This window comes from Bacillus sp. FSL M7-0791 (assembly GCF_038627085.1).
GTDB classification, from domain to species: domain Bacteria; phylum Bacillota; class Bacilli; order Bacillales; family Bacillaceae; genus Bacillus; species Bacillus safensis.
Genome location: NZ_CP152022.1, coordinates 1,093,860 through 1,111,583, shown reverse-complemented (window position 1 = coordinate 1,111,583; position 17,724 = coordinate 1,093,860). Strand labels below are relative to the sequence as shown.

Genomic DNA, 17,724 nt, shown 5'->3' with positions numbered 1-17,724 from the left:
TAAATGAACTACAGGAACTATTATACTAGCAAATAAGTAATTGTGCATTCATTTTTTTAAGAAAATTTTCATATTTCGATTATTTTTTAATAAATTTATTAAAAAATTGAAACAAATTGGGTATTTTCCTTTCGTTTTGTGATCTTAAATACCTAATCAGAAGTAATCCTGTCTATACAATTGGCAATCTTCATGATTCATTGTAAACTAATATCAAGAATTTTGTTAAAACAACTGCTTAATTCCTTGTTTCGTTTTTCTTATATAGTGAAAGTCTTGAATTAAACATTTTTATTGCTATTTTAGTACAGTAAAGTTTTAATGCACAGGAGTGATTGTTATCAAATTTTTTATTCTTTTAATTAGTTCTAATTGCCTTGTATTCATTTTAAGTTTCATTTTTTATGGGCACATCTCTCTGTTAAGCATGATTAACATCACTTTTTATTTAGCATCGGCAACTTTGCTAGTATGGTTATCGTTAATCACTTTAAAAAGTGGATTTTTTGATCAAACAGCTTACAGCTTTCGAAAAGTATTTGATTCATTAAATAAGCAAAAGGGCACTATTGACGATGATGTAAACAAACATTTATCATCATCATTCCAAAGCAATTTTTCCTCCATGAAAATATTAGGTCTTAGCTTACTAATTGAAATGTTTATTCTGCTCTTCATTTATTATAGGCTTTGACATTTGATTTTTGCTTATTTATAATGGATTAAATTATATTGTTGCGATGAAAAAGAAGAGTACATATATTCACCATTTACAGAGAGTCTGCGGCCGGTGTGAGCAGATAATGGCATGTATGGAATGGGCTTTGGAGCAGCTAACCGAACACTTCTAAAAAAGTGAGTAGGCTTAGACGGAGCAGTCTCCGTTATCAACGTCTTGAGTGATTTCTATGTGAAATAACAAGGGTGGTACCACGGTTCATTCGTCCCTTTTCTGTTGAAAAGTGATGGGTGGGCCTTTTTATATTGAAGAAAAGAGGTTTTAGTATGACAAAGAAGACAATTTTTTCAGGCATTCAGCCGAGCGGTTCTGTCACATTAGGGAACTATATTGGAGCAATGAAGCAATTTGTCGATTTGCAGCATGACTATAATGGCTATTTTTGTGTTGTCGATCAACATGCGATTACAGTGAGTCAGGACCGATTAGCTCTCCGTCAAAATATTAGAAGCTTAGCAGCTCTTTATTTAGCTGTTGGTCTTGATCCAGAGAAAGCGACATTGTTTATCCAATCAGAGGTACCTGCTCACGCCCAGGCAGGATGGATGCTTCAATGTGTTGCTTATATTGGGGAATTAGAAAGAATGACCCAATTTAAGGACAAATCCGCTGGTAAAGAAGCAGTTGTTTCAGGCCTATTAACGTATCCCCCATTAATGGCTGGCGATATCTTATTATATGGTACTGATTTAGTCCCTGTTGGAGAAGACCAAAAGCAGCATCTTGAATTGACTAGAACGCTCGCTGAACGCTTTAACCGAAAGTACAATGACATCTTCACTGTGCCTGAAGTGAAAATTCCAAAAGAAGGCGCGCGGATTATGTCTTTAACAGATCCAACGAAAAAAATGAGCAAATCCGATCCGAACCAAAAATCTTTCATTACCTTATTAGATGAACCAAAGCAGCTTGAAAAGAAAATTAAAAGTGCTGTGACGGATTCAGAAGGCATCGTCAAGTATGACAAAGAGAACAAGCCTGGTATTGCCAACTTGCTGACGATTTACTCTGTATTAGGCAACATATCCATTGCAGAGCTGGAGCAAAAGTACGAAGGCAAAGGATATGGTGAGTTTAAAGGAGATCTTGCGAACGTTGTCGTTGATGCTTTAAAACCAATTCAAGATCGATACTATGAACTCATTGAATCAGACGAGCTTGACCGTATTCTAGACGAAGGTGCTGAAAAAGCAAACCGCGCAGCAAACAAAATGCTGAAAAAAATGGAGAATGCGATGGGTCTTGGCAGAAAACGCAAATAAAAAAAGCTTGCAGCACGACTCGCTGCAAGCTTTTTCTAATTTACTTTTGATTCGTTTTCCATTTCCCAAAGCTTTTCGAAAAAAGGCTGTCCTTTAATCATTTTTTCACAGAAGGCTAAATGATTCTCTGACCACCCATCAATCGTTTCATTGTAAAGCATGTTCCAAATCTCTTCGAAAGACATTCGTTTGATTTGGTTGTACATGCGCGGGTTCCATTCCGTATACCAATACGCAATCTCCGCCCTGTTTTTGAGCCCTTTTAATTGATCGAGCGCCATAAACATCAGCTGTTTCAGCTGTCTTTCTTTTCTCGTTAATCCGCTGATATGCTGCGGCGGCAGTGATAGAATGTGATACTCTTTCGTCGATTCAAGGCTGTCTTTAGAAAATTCATATTCCTCTGCCTTCACATCTTTCACCATTTCATAGACCAATTGCTCCTGCCTTGGGATCAAGCGGCTCTTTCTCACAGGTATGGAATACCCAATCGTATCTACAGCAATAATTCGAATGCCGTCTGTGACCACAAAGCAATACTCTAATTTACGGCGTTCATGATTTTTTCGAATATAGGATTTCTCAAATACAGACTCTAGCAGTGTCTTCGGCAGCTCTGAAAGATCATTCTCTATGTAATCAAACAAAGGGCTCTGCACCTTAAGTAAAGGCACTTGATCTAACAGTTCAACGCTGTCCTCCTTACGCCACTCATGAAAATGACACACATTGTAGCCATTTTCTTCCCCTTCAAACCAATTCACCCATACGTCATGAAGAAATAACATAACCAATCCCTCACTTTATAAAAACTGTTGTCCACAGTATGGGCAAGGGATAGAGAAATTATTCCAACTTTATTAAACTTCAAGCTGTGTTGCAGTTGAAGTGTCTTTATTTTTTTTCGTTACATTTAATAAGGCCGCAAAACCATTCATCCTCATTGACAATAAACTGATAGCAAGCAATACTCCGCCGGAAATGGCAGTAATCCATATAACACCAATATATTTAGAAAAAATACCGGCGATGATTAACCCGAGAATGACACCAAAATTGGAGAACATTTGTAAAATGGACATCGCACGTCCTCTATAGGCATTTGGGGTCAGCCCAAGAAATAAACTGCTAATCGGTACATTCAAAAAAGCGTTCATTAATCCTATACCGAACATCCAAAGATAGACTGGGAATAATCCAAATAATGTTTCAAAAAACTCGATCGGGATGATGGCCGTCATCCAAAGCCCCATAAAGATCGTCGTGGTGATTAAGATATAGCCTGGTTTTAATTTACCTAACAAATATGGACCTAAAATGGAACCAATAACAGCACCGATCCCTGAAAATGCTTCAATCATTCCGAAATGAAATCCTGTGACTTGAAATTCGTGCAGCAAAATGGAGTTTGATGTTGTGTTAAAAATACCAGCGATAAACATGACTTGTGTTAATAAAATGATTAAAAAGGCAAGCGGAGCTGATTGAAATACAACCTTTAATCCTAGTTTGATCGCCGTCCATTGTTTTTCTTTAGAAGATGATGAGGAAATCTCTTCTTCTTTTTTATTTTTCTTTTTCACAAGTACAGCCGTTAACAAAATCAAACATGCGGATAGACTATAAGAAAGAATATCGATCATAAGCAGTATAGTTGGAGAGAAAAAAAGAAGCAACAGCCCTGCTATACCAGGTCCGGCAATTTGCATAACAGAATAAATACTTTGTGAAACGCCCATTGCCTCTGTAATATTTTTCTCCCCTACTACAACCGGGATATAAGAGGAACGCGCTGGATAAAAGAAAGCACTTCCTATACCTGATAAAAAAACAAGCATAATGACATAAACTGGTTGGTTTATACTAAAGATCATTCCTATTAATATGAGAGCTCGAAATAAATCGGCAGCTATCATGATATGATGTTTTTTAAAATGGTCTGCCGCAACACCACCTATTAATCCGAAAAAAAACATAGGTGAATATTGACAAAACAAGACGAATCCAATTAATAAAGGGTCATCAGAAGTGGTTCCAACAATGTAAAGGATGACAATAGTGGTCAGACCGTCCCCAAAACGGGAAATCAGTTGCGCTAAACAAAAGGTTAAAAATCGCGGCTGTTTCAGGATAGCGATCAATAAAATCAACCTCTCTATATTCTCTTCTATTGAATTATTTACGTAAGAAAGTGCGTGTTCTTTCACACGCACTTTACAAAATAAATATAAATGATTTGTTTTCTATAGACAGTTATCTTGGTACGATGATGATGACGTTTGTTTTCATATGACTCACCCCCTTTAATGCTTTATTTAGTGCATAAAAGTATCGTGTTGTGAGCTTCTACGGTATAAGGATTTCCTTCAAAATCTCCATAAATTTGTTGGACGATAAAACCAATATCTTTTAACATATTTGTGATTTCTGAGACACTGTATAACCTCATCTTAATAACATGTTTAGTTGTTTTGTCATTCACTATTCTTGTTTGGTCTATCTTAATGGTGCTGTTTACAATGTCTAACTGTCTTCTTTCTAAAGCATAGCCTGTCTCTTCGTCACCAAACCAAATAAGTGGATGGAAATATTTTACTATAAATTCTCTGTTTGCAAGATGGAGAAGAAAAGTTCCTCCTTCTTTTAAACATGCATACATGGTTTTAAGCATTTTCATGTTTTCCTCATCTGACATATAGACAATGGACGTTTCCATATTAAGCACAACATCATACGTTCTAGGAGGTTGAAAGTCTCTTCCATCTGCTAAAAAAGTTGTCACTCTGTGATTTGAAACTTCTTCAATATGCCCCAAAAAATCCTGATTGAGATCTAGTCCATCTACCTGATATCCTTCTTGCCAAAGTTTAAGGAGATGTCTTCCATGCCCGCAACAAAAATCTAATATGTGCGGATGATCATAAGTTTGAAGGATTTTTCTTCGGATGAAATCAATTTCTACATCGACATTACGAGATAAAAGATGTGAGTAAATCTCTTTATACTGAGCACCAAAGAAATCAGTGCCTTCATCTGAAATTGGTGTTTCCACTTTAGCAGACAATTAGGAGCTCTCCTCTCAATCTCTTTATTTATTGTAAATCTATGGTATCATATTAAAATACCTTTATCAACCTTTTTTGTTATAAAAATACATATTTTCAATACTTAAGTATTGATATTCACTTCAGCTTTTTAGGATCAAGCGCATCTCTCAGCCCATCTCCTAAAAAATTAAAGCATAAAACAGTCAGCAAAATGAGTAAACCTGGGAAAAGCGGGTACCACCACGCTTGCACCATAATCGAGAAATTTTGTGCATCTTGCAGCATGTTGCCCCAGCTTGCCGTTGGCGGCTGAATACCAAAGCCAAGGTAGCTGAGCGTTGATTCAGCTAAAATGACGGAGCCTACTTTTAATGTAGCTGATACAATAATAGGACCGATACAGTTCGGTAAAATATGCGAAAAGATGATGACATGATTTTTCGTTCCAATGGTTCTCGCCGCGAGGACGAATTCTCTTGTTCGAAGTGATAAGAATTCACTGCGTATGAGCCTGGCGGTTGTTGTCCAGCCTGTCAAAGCAAAGATTAGGATCAATTTATCAATTCCCGGTTTGAAAATGGTGACGAGCGTGATCAATAGAAAAATGTCTGGAATCGACAAGACGACATCCACAAATCTCATTAACAAGGAATCAACAACCCCTTTGAAATACCCCGCGACCGCGCCAACGACAGTGCCAATGGTGATTGCACCGACCACTGAGACGAAACCAACCAATAAAGAAACGCGCGCGCCATATAGCACCCTTGAGAAAATATCACGGCCAAACTTGTCTGTGCCCATAAAATGCTCAGCACTTGGCGGCTGGAGCCGCTTCAATAAATCTTGATGCTCTGGTGCATATGGAGCGATCACTGGAGCGAAAATGGCAGAAAAAATAATGACCAATAAGATCACGGAGCCGGCAACCGCCAATTTATTTTTGAAAAATTTCTCGCAAAACAAACGCAGCATCGTCTCAGGCTTTGGTTGAAGGCCCTCCTTTAATTTGATATCAACAGGAGGTGTTCCCATATTAGGCTGTGCCAATTGTGCTTCAGCTCCCTTCTAATATTCAATACGCGGATCAACGATCGCATATAAAATATCCGCTATTAAATTTCCAACCACCACAAGCACTGCGGAAATAACGGTCATCGCCATAATGACCGGATAATCTCTCGAAAAGGCAGAATCAATGAACAGCTTTCCAAGTCCAGGCCAGGTGAAGATTTGTTCCACCACGACTGCGCCGCCAATAAAAGATGGTATCATTAATCCGAAAATCGTTATGACAGGCATAAGACCGTTTCTTAAACCATGCTTAAAAATGACTTTGTTTTCTCTAAAGCCTTTCGCTCTTGCTGTGCGAATGTAATCCTGCCTCATCACATCAAGCATACTCGACCTTGTGTACCGGGTCAGCCCTGCCATATCAGCAGTTGCTAAAACAAAGGCAGGTAAAATGATATGATGGAGCCGGTCTAACACATTAAAATCGGCATTCAAGGTAGATACTCCGCCAGTTGGAAACCAACCCAGGTTCACCGATAAAACCATAATGAGGATGAGACCAAACCAAAAGTTTGGAATAGCCAGTCCGATAAAAGATGTAACCGTAATGCCATAGTCAAGCTTTGTATATGGACGTTTTGCTGAAAGGACACCAAATGGAATGGCGATCAGCAGGGCAACTAATGTAGAAAAGATCATGAGGATGAGGGTATTTGGCAGCCGGGCAAAAATCAAATCAGCCACGGGTGTTCCCTTTTTGACAATGGATGTGCCAAAGTCACCTTGAAGCATATTGCCAAGCCATTTCATATATTGCACATATTCAGGATCGTTCAAGCCGTACTTGTCAATAAAGGCTTCCCGGTCTGCCGCACTAATGGTAGGGTCCATCATGAGTGACATCGGATCGCCTGGTGCTGCTTTCATAATGGCAAAGGACAAGATGGTAATCCCTAATAAAATGGGAATGGAGAGTAATGTCCTTCTAATGATATATGTAACCATATGCACAACTCCTTTTTCATCGGATCGCCAATCTGTAAAAAAAAGGCCAAAATGATGGTATTTTAGCCCTTTGTCTTCTTTTCAGCGTGATATGAAAACCCTTGAATTCTCGTGCTGATGCGGAGCGAACGAAGTGATCTTTTAGCACCCACGCAGAGAACTGACACCGAATGCAAGAGATTGTTCTCACGGTGAAAGGGGAGAATCCCCCCCTTCTTCACTATCAGCCTACTGTTCAAGCCACCATTTTTCGATTTTGTAATATTCATCTTTCGGGTGGTAAGAGTAGCCTTGGAGATTAGATGGCATAGCACGATGTGAGTTAGCATAGTAAAGGAACGTGTACGGCTGATCCTCTGCAATCAGTTTATAAATTTTTTCATATGCCTTTGAATAATCTTTTCGATCGCTTAAGTTTTTAGCATCAACTAACAGCTTATCGACCTCTTTATTTTTATACCAGATGTTATTTAAACCTTTTTCTGACTGGCTTGAGTGGAATATGCTGAATTGATCAGGGAATGTCGCAAGGCTCCAGCCGAGCAGCAGCGCATCATAATCCCACTTAGGCGGTGTCGTCTGCTCAATGAGTGCACTGAATTCCACAATTTGCGGCTTCGCTTCCACACCGATTTCTTTGAGCTGCTGCTGGACAACGACAGCGATATCTTCACGAACTTTATTTCCTTGGTTGGTCTTTATGACAAAGGAGAATTTCTTGCCATCCTTATCAAGATAGCCGTCTCCATCTGTATCCTCCCAGCCCTCTTCTTTCAGCATCTTTTTCGCTTTTTCTTGATCAAACTCAAACACTGGAACATTTTCATCCTTTGGATAGTTCCAGGACAGCGGACTTTCTGGAATATTGGCTACTTTGCCGTCTCCATCTAGCACTTGGTCAACAATCGTTTGACGATCAATGGCATGTGTCAGCGCTTGGCGGACCTTTTTACTTTTAAAGAGTTCATTTTTCTGGTTCCAGCCAATGTATGAATAATTGAGTCCTAGATCAGATTCGATTTTAATGTTGCTCACTTTTTCAGCTGTTTGCAGCTCGGATCCTGGTACAGCAAAGAAATCAATATCTCCTGCTGACAGCTGGGCAATCGCTGCATTCTGATCAGGAATGGTTTTAATTGTGACAGTATCAAGGTAAGGACGTCCATCCCAATAATCGTCAAAGGCTTCTAGTTTGACGTAGTCTCCTTCTTTCCATTCTGCGAATTTAAATGGACCTGAACCGATTGGTTTTTTTCGGTTAAATTCGTTTTCACCGAGATCTTTTATAGGCACATCACCTAAAATATGCTTAGGTAAAATACCGTAGCTTCCTAGTGTGACATTATAAAAATAAGGATCTTTTTTATTGAGCTTGAATTCGATCGAGTAGTCCCCTGTCTTTTTAACAGACTCTAAAACTTCAAAGCCTGATCCGCGCTCCCCGTTGTAGTCCTTATTGATTGGTATGCTGTATGTAAACACAACATCATCAGCAGTCAGTTCTTCACCATCATGAAACTTCACACCTTTTTTAATGGTGACATCAAACTGCTTGCCGTCATCAGATTCTTTAATATCCTCTGCCAGCGATAGCTGAGGGTTGAGCTTTCCGTCTGTTTGAAGTAAGAAGCTGTAGATTCTCTCTTCAATATCAGAGCTTGCCACATCTGTAGAATACAGCGAGTTAAATAATGTTGGCTCTGCAATTGAACCGATGACAAGATCGCCGCCTTGTACCGGTTTACCTGTGGATTTCTTTTCACTGTCTCCAGACGTTTTATTTCCACCAGAACAAGCAGCAAGGATTAATGTAAAAATCAGCAGTAAACTGACCAGAATGGACTTTCTATTTCTACCTTTCATAGACAATTCCCCCTATTCTTTTTTTAAAATAATGACCGAATCCTGTTTCATCCCCCCTCTCAAAGATGAGATCATACAAGCTTGATCAAGCGTTGTAGAGGTGGCAGGCAACAAAGTGGTTCGTTTTTAATTCTTGAAATGCTGGTACTTTTTCTTTACAGATTTCTTTCGCATGCGGGCATCTTGTGTGAAATACGCAGCCTTTTGGCGGATTTGCAGGACTCGGCAGATCGCCTTGCAGCATAATGCGTTCTCTTTTCACCTGCCCTTTTTTACGGGTGACAGGAACGGAAGAAAGCAGAGCCTGTGTATACGGATGGAGCGGTTCATCGTACAGACTGTGCTTATCGGCAAGCTCCATCATTTTGCCGAGATACATGACGCCGACTCTATCGCTAATATGTCTGACCACACTTAAATCGTGAGAGATAAATAGATAGGTAAGGTCAAATTCCTCCTGAAGCTCCTCCATCAGATTAATAACCTGCGCCTGAATAGATACATCAAGTGCTGATACAGGCTCATCTGCGATGATCATGTCGGGATTCATGGCAAGCGCACGAGCGATGCCGATCCGCTGCCTCTGCCCGCCTGAAAATTCATGGGGATAGCGGTTCGCAAAGCTTGGATGAAGACCTACCTTTGATAAAAGCTGTTCTACTTTTTCATTTCTTTCTTTTAAGGAATATAAGTGATGTGTTTTGTAGGGTTCTTTGATGATGCTTCGAAGTGTTTTTCTAGGGTTGAGTGATGCAAAGGGATCTTGAAAAACCATTTGGATGTTTTTTCGTGTAGATTGTCTTAGCTTTGATTCTGATACGCGCGTGATGTCTTGCCCTTTAAAAAAGATTTGACCGTCGGTTGGTTCGTATAGGCGAATCATTGTCCGGCCTAGTGTGGATTTCCCGCATCCTGACTCCCCGACAATACCTAACGTTTCACCTTTATAAATCTTCAAGTCTATGCCGTCAACAGCTTTCACTGCACCGACTTTCTTCTGAAAGACGCCCGCTTTAATCGGAAAATGTTTTCGAATCTGTTTCAGTTCAAGGATCGTTTCTTTCTCTGGTAAGTCTGTTATTTGTGTTTGATTTTGAGCAAGTGTCATGTGTGGTCTGCCTCCTCATATAAGAAACATCTGACGCTTCTGCCATCTTCAAATGTTCTCAGCTTAGGCAGTTCTCCAAGGCAGCGTTCCTTCACTTGCGGACATCTAGGAGCAAAGCGACAGCCGGCTGGAAGCTGATCTGGCGCAGGAACATTTCCTTTGATGGCTGTTAACGGCTGTATGTCTCCGTCAATGACAGGAATCGATTCAAGCAGCCCTTCTGTGTAAGGATGAAGCGGCTGTTCAAACAACTCTTCGACAGTCCCATTTTCAACAACCTGTCCGCAGTACATGACAATCACTCGATCTGCCACTTCAGACACGACACCTAAATCATGTGTGATAAGAAGAATAGATGTACCAAAGGTAGAGCATAAATCTTTCATTAAAGTGAGTACCTGTGCTTGAATGGTCACATCCAGAGCAGTTGTCGGTTCATCTGCAATGAGAAGCTTCGGATCACAGCTTAGCGCTATGGCAATCATCACTCTTTGCCGCATGCCGCCTGATAAACGATGCGGATAATCTTTCATGATTTGCTCCGGGCGGGAAAAACCAACAAGCTTCAGCAGATCAACCGCTTTTTTGACCGCTTCTTTTTTTGAAAGTTTTTTGTGATAGATGAGGATTTCTGTTATTTGTTCTCCGATGGTTAAGACGGGATTAAGTGAGGTCATGGGTTCCTGAAAGATCATAGATACATCATTACCACGGATACTGCATAATTCCTTTTCACTATATGTAACAAGGTCCTTTCCATCAAGTTTGATGGAACCGTCCATAATTTTCCCGCCCGTGCCATGAATCAGACCCATAATGGATAAGGACGTAATGCTTTTGCCAGACCCAGACTCACCGACTAATGCGACAGTTTCTCCTCTGTTGATGCTGAAATCAACGCCATCCACAGCAGGTATCGGTTCCTTTTTTCGAAAAAAATATGTTTTTAAGTTTTGCACTTCAAGCAGCGTGCTCATTCATTCGCCCCTTTCTCCTTAGATCAATAGAATAGAACCTGAATATTCTGTATTTTAAAAATAAAAAGAATTATTTGTATATTATTACATCGTTATGACGAAATCAAGAAGTATTTAGTAAATTTGTAATATGTCGCTTTTTATGTGAATTATTCACTTTGTGATTCTATTGCCTTTAAAAAGGTTTCTGCTGGCTCTGCAATCATAGATTCCTCGCTGATTCGGTGCTCATTGAAATATTTTTTCACGATATAAAACCCGGTAGCGTAACCAAGCATTTTAGGGTAGTTCCCTTTTCCATAAAGAAGATTCTGTATCAGCCTTTCGTCGTCCTGGACTCTTTGATCAAGATGACTGGATACCCATTTCTTGTACATACGCTGAAGCTGTTCTTCGCTATAGAAGGTGGTCCATTTCGCTGTATAGTTTTCTCCATATCTATGATACACAGCATATTCAGCGAGCCCCTCCATCATGATTGTATCGAGGAATGTAAAGTCTTTTTCTTCTTTTGAGAGAAAATGCAGCCTGCATACATGGTGATATTCATGAGTCAGCAATGTACCGATACGCTCCTTCGGGGTATTTGGAGACAAAAAAAGAAAGACCTTGTCATCAAATGCCATGCCGGATTGATAATAAAATTGCTCTCTGATTTCTCTGCTGCTCTCATTGACAGGTAAAATAAACACAGGAATGTCTGGACCTTCCCACTGCTTTTGAAGCGTTTGATATTCTTTCATGACAAGCTTGAAGTACCCTTTTTCCTTGAGCTTGTCGATCATGTTTTTGCACGAGCTCCAAGACCGAACCATCCCGTGATGCTGCAGGTGAGCGAGGATAGACGACCATTCTTTTTCCTCGGCCCCTTTAAAATAAGGAACAAAGCGCGCTGCAAGCTCCTGAAATGATGATGATTGATGAATGAGATATTGTGTATTGATCAGACCCATACCGCTGAACACCTCCATTTTCATCATATGCAAAAAAGCGGCGATCTGTTTATCGACCGCCGCTTTCTCAGAAAGTATTATGCTTCGTATTTTTTGAAAATAATTGTCGCATTATGCCCGCCAAAACCAAGTGAGTTACTTAAAGCCACTTGTACTTCTTTTGAACGTGCTTCATTTGCTACATAATCAAGATCACATTCTTCATCCGGTGTTTCAAGATTAATGGTTGGAGGAAGGACGCTGTCTTTAATCGCAAGAACAGAGAAAATGGCTTCTACTCCGCCTGCTGCGCCAAGTAAGTGACCTGTCATTGATTTTGTCGAACTGATCGCAAGCTTGTTCGCATGCTCTCCGAACACTTCTTTAATCGCCATTGTTTCAAATTTATCATTGTAAGGTGTGCTTGTACCGTGGGCATTGATATAATCAATGTCTTCCACAGACAAACCTGCATCTCGAATCGCTTCTTTCATTGCACGGACGCCGCCTTCTCCATTTGGAGCTGGTGCTGTTATATGGTAGGCATCTCCAGTTGAACCATAACCAACGATTTCTGCATAAATGGTCGCACCACGTTTTAAGGCATGCTCAAGTTCTTCAAGAACAATAATCCCTGCACCCTCACCCATGACAAATCCGTCACGGTTTTTGTCGAATGGACGGCTTGCTGTCTTTGGATCAGGATTTGTCGAAAGGGCTTTGTTCGCACAGAAACCTGCAAACGACATTTTTGTTAATGGCGCTTCTGTTCCGCCTGTGATCATCGCATCTGCATCGCCGCGCTGAATAACTTTAAATGCATCACCAATTGAGTTTGTTCCTGTTGCACATGCTGTCACTGTACAAGAGTTAACCCCTTTTGCGCCAAGTGCAATAGAGATTTGGCCTGTCGCCATATCAGGAATCATCATTGGGACGAAGAATGGACTGACGCGTCTTGCCCCTTTATTTGAATACACTTCGAACTGCTCTTCAAATGTTTCAAGTCCGCCAATACCAGACCCAACCCATACACCAACACGCGGTGCGATTTCATCTGTGATTTCAAGACGTGAATCTTCCAGCGCTTTTTGAGCAGCAACGACTGCATATTGCGTGAAGCGTGCCATTTTTCGCGCTTCTTTTTTCTCCATGTAATCTTCAATGTTAAAATCTTTTAGTTCTGCCGCTACTTTTGCGGTATATTCACTTGAATCGACACGTGTAATCGGTCCAACCCCTGATACACCCGCTAAAGCATTTTTCCATGTTGACTCTACATCGTTGCCAAGTGGTGTCAAAGCACCTAATCCTGTAACAACTACTCGTTTTTTATCCATTAATTTGTGCACCCCACTCTTTTATCGGCCCCATCGCATAGCGATTGCGCCCCAAGTTAATCCGCCACCAAAACCAACCATTACAATCACATCGCCGTCATGAATTTTTCCGGCTTCGATTTCTTCACATAGTGAAATTGGAATGGATGCTGCTGATGTGTTTCCATATTTATGGACAGTCTTCGACATTTTTTCAACTGGAAGCTCTAAGCGTTCGCGTGCTGCTTCCATAATGCGAATATTTGCTTGATGCGGGATCAAGAAATCAACGTCTTCTTTTGATAGTCCAGCTTTTTCAATGACATTTACACTTGACTCGCCCATTTGTCTTACAGCAAATTTAAATACTTCTCGTCCATTCATGATTGTATGATCTTTTTCATCTAAGTACAAGTGCTTCCCGCCGCTTCCATCTGCTCCAAGTTCAAATGATAGAATTCCTTTACCTTCGCTGACTTCTCCCAGCACAGCAGCTCCAGCTCCATCTCCAAACAAAACAGCTGTATTGCGGTCATCCCAGTCGGTAATGCGAGAAAGCTTTTCAACACCGACGACAAGCACGTGTTTGTAAGTTCCTGATTCGATAAATTGTTTTCCAGTAACAAGCCCATACATAAAGCCAGCACACGCAGCGCTAATATCCATTGCACATGCTTTATGTGCACCGAGCTGCTCTTGAATCATACAAGCAACTGTCGGAAATGCTTGATCTGGCGTGACTGTCGCCACAAGAATCATATCGATATCTTCTGCAGCCACATCTGCGTCAGCTAATGCTTTTTTTGCAGCAGCAAGCGCCATATGAGATGTATTGACATCATCAGATGCAATTCTTCTTTCTTCTATACCTGTTCTAGTACGAATCCACTCGTCAGAAGTTTCAACCATTTTTTCTAAATCATGATTTGTTAATACTTTTTCAGGTATATAGCGGCCAAGGCCAATAATTCCAGCATTCATTGAATAAGACTCCTTTTACTCATACGAGCATGTGATATTGTGATCTTATATTAGTATCTGGTACTAATTTTACCTTATTTTTTTCTTCTTGGCAATACAAACGTCTAACCTTTCCTCTCACTTTTTTCATAGATTAATGATATATACCAATAGTAGAAAGGAACATGTGATATGGCGCAAAAAGATATTTTCTCAGCAATGATGTTTGGACAGCCGCTTGAAAAGGAGAAAAGCAAGACAGAGGCAAAGGAGGAACGTGCGGAGACATCTTCAAGTGAGGACTCAATTGACTACATGCATGTCATGAATCAAATTGGGAACATTATGAACTCCATCGATGAGCTGAAGCCTGTGTTTAAAGATGTTGGTCCTATGATTAGTGCCTTCAAGAAAAAATTATCATAAAAAAAAGCCACTATTCTGTGGCTTTTTCTGATTCTGCATCTGCTTTTCCAAGCTCATATGCTTCTTGCATGACAGATGTAAATAATGTTAGAAGCGGCTGAAGTGCTTCAGGCTCAAGCTGAATCCCTGCTTTATCTAACTCTTCCTTCGCCTGCGGAAAATACTTCATGGCAATTTGTAAAAATTCCATCGATTTTTCATGCTGCATGTCGTCGTCTCCTCACTTTTCATTTGGCAGTTTACCTGTTTTTTTGTATGACACAATATCACTTTCAATGTCTTTCACAAAAGCGTCGTCAATGGTGGAACTAAATTTCCCCATCTCGACCACTCCTTCTTTAAAATCAAAGGAGTACTCATCTTGTTCATTTAGCTTGCCTTCATTAAACTTCTTTGCAATGATACTATACGCTTTATCAACATGCTGTACAGTGCTCGTTAAAACTGTATGGCTGCCGAGGTTGGATTGATCGGTGACGTACCCGATCGCTGATAAATTATCGGCTTTGATTTGTTCAATGACAGGGATATTATAACCATCACCTGCTGGATACACAACATCAACGCCCTGCTTTTTTAATTTTTGATAGAGCTCCACCGCTTTGTCAGCATCATCCCAGTTTTCGACAAACTCTGCTAATACTTGTACATGTTCATCTTGATATTTTGCTCCTTTGATAAAGCCGTCTACTTCACTTTGCCAATCATATGTAGCAAGAATACCAATCTTTTTTGTTTTTGACATATGTGCAGCTGTCATGCCTCCGAAAAAGCCCATCGCTTCACCTTTAAACGTCACGTTTGTGACATTGCCCGCCTGAGGCTTGTTTCCATTGACCGTAATAAATTGTATGTTTGGATAATCTTCACTGATCAAGTTAAAAATTTCACTGTATTCATTGCCATGGCCAATAATCAAATTGACTCCTTTTTTATGGAATTCTTCAATGGCATCAACGATTTTCTCCTTGTCGACCATTCCTTCCTTATAATAAACATCTACACCAAATGTTGATTGGATACTTAATAAGCCTTTATAACCTTTCGTTCCCCAAACTTGATCATTGATCGTATCGGGGACGAGTAAACCCACCTTCTCAATTTTTCCTTTTAAAGGCGCCTGCGAGCAGGCAGATAATAGAAGAAGGAACGAAAAGATCATGACAAGCCGCTGGTACTTCATGCCATGTTCAACTCCCTTTTACAACATGCAGTGATGAACCTGTATGTTAAATATAGGTTTATTTTATACTGAAAAAAGATAAGATGGAAGATCATTCTTGCTTTTTGTCGAAAAATGTTGAGTTTTGTCTTTTCCATTCTGCAATCATGTCTTCTGCTTGTTTGTCATCTGTTTGGCTTTCTACCTTCAATTCATACGTCATGTCCTGTCTTTGACCTGTGTCCGATGCCCATTGTAACAATTCCTTTGCCACATCTTCTACAAAAAGTAAATCTGCACGCTTTGTTTGATCTTCATTGAGTGTCCATGGTCCGAACATGCGAGGAAGAATAACTGCCGGCACATTCTGTTTCGCTGATTCGTTTTCAGGTTTTTCATAAAGAACCTGGTACATGCCATGCTCTGCTTTGATGTCTTTCTGCCTGTTATGCGGTTCCTCTGATTGAATAAAAATGAGGTCATACGTGTCCTTGCTATCCTGAAGGTCAATGACACGAACGAGATCATTTCTGCCCAGCCACATCATCCGCTCTTCTAACAGAGCCTTTTGTTCTTCTTTAAGATCATGAGGACGCGTGATATCCACTTGAATGCCCTCTTTCATCATATATTCACAAAGTGTCAGGCCAAAAAACTCATCTGCCCCTATGATCAGTCCTGTTTCCATGTTCACGTCCCCTTTTTTAATATCGAATAAAAAGAAGAGCCCTTTCTATGAAGGGCTGTTATCATCCTATTCATCACAATTCTCTTTCATGCGATTTATAAAACTTGTGAATGGATTGAAAGATTCTTCTCGGATGATCAAACATATGCAGCGTGAGATCGACCTGACAATGTTCTGGATTTTTCATATGCTGATCAATAAAAGGCTTTGCGTGAAGTTCATATGCATAAGGTGCGCCGTTTAGCCTTTGCCATATATGAATCGGCACATGAGCAGAATGAACAGGACAAGAAGGCAGTGGATACGTTTCAGCTTCCTTTTCAGAACAGCCATAGCTCTCTGCTAACTCTTTGAGCAGCTGCTTATAAAAGAATTTGTGTTCCTTTTCTCTTTCTCGTTGTGCATCCAGATTCAGACATGGATTCACCATCGCAATGGACCTTAGTACTTCAGGCATCTCCTCAGCAAGGCTCATGGCAACAAGTGCCCCCATTCCCTCTGCGAGCACATGAATTTCCCAGTTTAATATTTCTTGTTTTAGTGTGTGATGCACGAGCTGCTTGGCGCTAAAAACAGCATCTTCGCATCCCCAGTGATTCCCATGAAGATGACTATTAAACAATGTATATCCTTCATCCTTTAAGGCAGTTAAAAGCTGGTTTCTTCCATAATGCTGAAGCCAGAATGATGTATTTTCCTGCACAAAGTGATTTCGGTCACCGAGGATTAGAATGCCAAAGCCATTTGGTTTTTGAGGAAGGTGAATGATGTTCCACTGGGAACCAAGCTGGAAAAAACGTTCGCTTACACCCATATGGCCAGCCTCCTTTCAGTGATTCTGCTTTCTATGATATGAACAACAACTCTTGTAGGAATAAGGAAATCCCCTAAAGACAGAAGAATTCTTTTTATTTTTATAGCAGAAGGTCTCAAAATGGTCACATAAAGGCGGAAAACAGTCTTTTCCCTTCACTTGCATCTATGGTATGATAATCAATAGATTGTTACATAAAGGACGGTGGGATTATGCATTATATTATCACCCTCATTTGGACTTTTCTGCTGACACATATGGCTGGTTACATCGTTGCCTCTATGAATGGAGCTGCTTATGATTTTACGCTCACTTCCATTCTTGCAGTTGTGTTTACGGTTATTTTATTCATCTTTGCTGAAGTAAGTCCAATGAAAGAAACGGAAAGTTCAACAAAACATTCTTAAT

General features: G+C 40.2%; 19 protein-coding genes and 1 other annotated feature. Of the genes, 4 read left to right on the top strand and 15 right to left on the bottom strand.

Annotated features, from left to right (window positions below; all coding sequences use genetic code 11):
* Positions 1-427 precede the first annotated feature (427 nt).
* Both MHI08_RS05545 and trpS read left to right on the top strand, forming a co-directional pair.
* Entirely contained in the window at positions 428-694 is a 267-nt protein-coding gene (locus MHI08_RS05545; protein ID WP_247721819.1) for a DUF3899 domain-containing protein, read from the top strand.
* A gap of 37 nt (positions 695-731) precedes the next feature.
* Positions 732-952, top strand: a binding site (T-box leader).
* A gap of 53 nt (positions 953-1,005) precedes the next feature.
* Positions 1,006-2,001 (top strand): tryptophan--tRNA ligase, encoded by a 996-nt coding sequence (gene trpS / locus MHI08_RS05540; RefSeq protein WP_024425046.1) that lies wholly within the window; start codon positions 1,006-1,008, stop codon positions 1,999-2,001.
* Positions 2,002-2,036: 35 nt separating this feature from the next.
* Here the strand turns inward: trpS and MHI08_RS05535 are convergent, their stop codons facing one another.
* The 11 genes from MHI08_RS05535 to MHI08_RS05485 all read right to left on the bottom strand — a co-directional run bounded on the left by MHI08_RS05535 (position 2,037) and on the right by MHI08_RS05485 (position 14,247).
* Positions 2,037-2,789 carry a YjbA family protein gene (locus MHI08_RS05535; protein ID WP_024426484.1) on the bottom strand — a complete coding sequence of 251 codons (753 nt, stop codon included), beginning with the start codon at positions 2,787-2,789 and terminating at the stop codon, positions 2,037-2,039.
* A 72-nt stretch (positions 2,790-2,861) separates the two neighbouring features.
* Positions 2,862-4,151, bottom strand: a complete 1,290-nt coding sequence (locus MHI08_RS05530) for an MFS transporter (RefSeq protein WP_342500071.1) — start codon at positions 4,149-4,151, stop codon at positions 2,862-2,864.
* A 161-nt stretch (positions 4,152-4,312) separates the two neighbouring features.
* Positions 4,313-5,065: a class I SAM-dependent methyltransferase gene (locus MHI08_RS05525; RefSeq protein WP_075622805.1), complete on the bottom strand. Its 753-nt coding sequence runs from the start codon at positions 5,063-5,065 to the stop codon at positions 4,313-4,315.
* Between the two features lie 118 nt (positions 5,066-5,183).
* Positions 5,184-6,083, bottom strand: coding sequence for an oligopeptide ABC transporter permease (gene opp4C, locus MHI08_RS05520; RefSeq protein WP_268415768.1), 900 nt, complete (start codon positions 6,081-6,083; stop codon positions 5,184-5,186).
* Between the two features lie 33 nt (positions 6,084-6,116).
* Entirely contained in the window at positions 6,117-7,067 is a 951-nt protein-coding gene (locus MHI08_RS05515; protein WP_024426486.1) for an ABC transporter permease, read from the bottom strand.
* A gap of 228 nt (positions 7,068-7,295) precedes the next feature.
* On the bottom strand, positions 7,296-8,930 hold the full coding sequence (locus tag MHI08_RS05510) for a peptide-binding protein (RefSeq protein WP_024425049.1): 1,635 nt from the start codon (positions 8,928-8,930) through the stop codon (positions 7,296-7,298).
* Between the two features lie 85 nt (positions 8,931-9,015).
* On the bottom strand, positions 9,016-10,038 hold the full coding sequence (locus MHI08_RS05505; RefSeq protein ID WP_024426487.1) for a dipeptide ABC transporter ATP-binding protein: 1,023 nt from the start codon (positions 10,036-10,038) through the stop codon (positions 9,016-9,018).
* Positions 10,035-11,015, bottom strand: coding sequence for an ABC transporter ATP-binding protein (locus MHI08_RS05500; RefSeq protein WP_025093401.1), 981 nt, complete (start codon positions 11,013-11,015; stop codon positions 10,035-10,037). The genes MHI08_RS05505 and MHI08_RS05500 overlap by 4 nt, the downstream gene beginning before the upstream one ends.
* Before the next feature lie 149 nt (positions 11,016-11,164).
* Positions 11,165-11,968 carry a DUF2268 domain-containing protein gene (locus tag MHI08_RS05495; RefSeq protein WP_024425050.1) on the bottom strand — a complete coding sequence of 268 codons (804 nt, stop codon included), beginning with the start codon at positions 11,966-11,968 and terminating at the stop codon, positions 11,165-11,167.
* Positions 11,969-12,045: 77 nt separating this feature from the next.
* Positions 12,046-13,287, bottom strand: a complete 1,242-nt coding sequence (gene fabF, locus MHI08_RS05490; RefSeq protein WP_024425051.1) for a beta-ketoacyl-ACP synthase II — start codon at positions 13,285-13,287, stop codon at positions 12,046-12,048.
* Positions 13,288-13,308: 21 nt separating this feature from the next.
* Complete coding sequence (locus MHI08_RS05485) at positions 13,309-14,247, bottom strand: beta-ketoacyl-ACP synthase III (protein WP_024425052.1); 939 nt, start codon at positions 14,245-14,247, stop codon at positions 13,309-13,311.
* 171 nt (positions 14,248-14,418) lie between these two features.
* Between MHI08_RS05485 and MHI08_RS05480 the strand changes: the two genes are divergently transcribed.
* Positions 14,419-14,652, top strand: a complete 234-nt coding sequence (locus tag MHI08_RS05480) for a hypothetical protein (RefSeq protein ID WP_024426489.1) — start codon at positions 14,419-14,421, stop codon at positions 14,650-14,652.
* Positions 14,653-14,662: 10 nt separating this feature from the next.
* Here the strand turns inward: MHI08_RS05480 and MHI08_RS05475 are convergent, their stop codons facing one another.
* The 4 genes from MHI08_RS05475 to MHI08_RS05460 all read right to left on the bottom strand — a co-directional run bounded on the left by MHI08_RS05475 (position 14,663) and on the right by MHI08_RS05460 (position 17,316).
* Positions 14,663-14,860: a ComZ family protein gene (locus tag MHI08_RS05475; protein ID WP_024425054.1), complete on the bottom strand. Its 198-nt coding sequence runs from the start codon at positions 14,858-14,860 to the stop codon at positions 14,663-14,665.
* A 12-nt stretch (positions 14,861-14,872) separates the two neighbouring features.
* Positions 14,873-15,835 (bottom strand): BMP family ABC transporter substrate-binding protein, encoded by a 963-nt coding sequence (locus tag MHI08_RS05470; protein ID WP_056766152.1) that lies wholly within the window; start codon positions 15,833-15,835, stop codon positions 14,873-14,875.
* A gap of 91 nt (positions 15,836-15,926) precedes the next feature.
* Positions 15,927-16,502 (bottom strand): hypothetical protein, encoded by a 576-nt coding sequence (locus MHI08_RS05465; protein ID WP_056766151.1) that lies wholly within the window; start codon positions 16,500-16,502, stop codon positions 15,927-15,929.
* A gap of 73 nt (positions 16,503-16,575) precedes the next feature.
* Complete coding sequence (locus tag MHI08_RS05460; RefSeq protein WP_056766149.1) at positions 16,576-17,316, bottom strand: hypothetical protein; 741 nt, start codon at positions 17,314-17,316, stop codon at positions 16,576-16,578.
* Positions 17,317-17,528: 212 nt separating this feature from the next.
* Here MHI08_RS05460 and MHI08_RS05455 point away from each other — a divergent pair, with 212 nt between their 5' ends.
* Positions 17,529-17,723, top strand: coding sequence for a YjzD family protein (locus MHI08_RS05455; protein ID WP_003211779.1), 195 nt, complete (start codon positions 17,529-17,531; stop codon positions 17,721-17,723).
* The last annotated feature ends 1 nt before the right edge of the window (position 17,724 follow it).

Bases quoted from the DNA above. Each gene is read 5' to 3' on its own strand.
- MHI08_RS05545 (WP_247721819.1), top strand. From the start codon at position 428: ATGATTAACATCACTTTTTATTTAGCATCGGCAACTTTGCTAGTATGG.
- trpS (WP_024425046.1), top strand. From the start codon at position 1,006: ATGACAAAGAAGACAATTTTTTCAGGCATTCAGCCGAGCGGTTCTGTC.
- MHI08_RS05535 (WP_024426484.1), bottom strand. From the start codon at position 2,789: ATGTTATTTCTTCATGACGTATGGGTGAATTGGTTTGAAGGGGAAGAA.
- opp4C (WP_268415768.1), bottom strand. From the start codon at position 6,083: ATGGGAACACCTCCTGTTGATATCAAATTAAAGGAGGGCCTTCAACCA.
- MHI08_RS05515 (WP_024426486.1), bottom strand. From the start codon at position 7,067: ATGGTTACATATATCATTAGAAGGACATTACTCTCCATTCCCATTTTA.
- MHI08_RS05510 (WP_024425049.1), bottom strand. From the start codon at position 8,930: ATGAAAGGTAGAAATAGAAAGTCCATTCTGGTCAGTTTACTGCTGATT.
- MHI08_RS05505 (WP_024426487.1), bottom strand. From the start codon at position 10,038: ATGACACTTGCTCAAAATCAAACACAAATAACAGACTTACCAGAGAAA.
- MHI08_RS05500 (WP_025093401.1), bottom strand. From the start codon at position 11,015: ATGAGCACGCTGCTTGAAGTGCAAAACTTAAAAACATATTTTTTTCGA.
- MHI08_RS05495 (WP_024425050.1), bottom strand. From the start codon at position 11,968: ATGGGTCTGATCAATACACAATATCTCATTCATCAATCATCATCATTT.
- fabF (WP_024425051.1), bottom strand. From the start codon at position 13,287: ATGGATAAAAAACGAGTAGTTGTTACAGGATTAGGTGCTTTGACACCA.
- MHI08_RS05485 (WP_024425052.1), bottom strand. From the start codon at position 14,247: ATGAATGCTGGAATTATTGGCCTTGGCCGCTATATACCTGAAAAAGTA.
- MHI08_RS05480 (WP_024426489.1), top strand. From the start codon at position 14,419: ATGGCGCAAAAAGATATTTTCTCAGCAATGATGTTTGGACAGCCGCTT.
- MHI08_RS05475 (WP_024425054.1), bottom strand. From the start codon at position 14,860: ATGCAGCATGAAAAATCGATGGAATTTTTACAAATTGCCATGAAGTAT.
- MHI08_RS05470 (WP_056766152.1), bottom strand. From the start codon at position 15,835: ATGAAGTACCAGCGGCTTGTCATGATCTTTTCGTTCCTTCTTCTATTA.
- MHI08_RS05465 (WP_056766151.1), bottom strand. From the start codon at position 16,502: ATGGAAACAGGACTGATCATAGGGGCAGATGAGTTTTTTGGCCTGACA.
- MHI08_RS05460 (WP_056766149.1), bottom strand. From the start codon at position 17,316: ATGGGTGTAAGCGAACGTTTTTTCCAGCTTGGTTCCCAGTGGAACATC.
- MHI08_RS05455 (WP_003211779.1), top strand. From the start codon at position 17,529: ATGCATTATATTATCACCCTCATTTGGACTTTTCTGCTGACACATATG.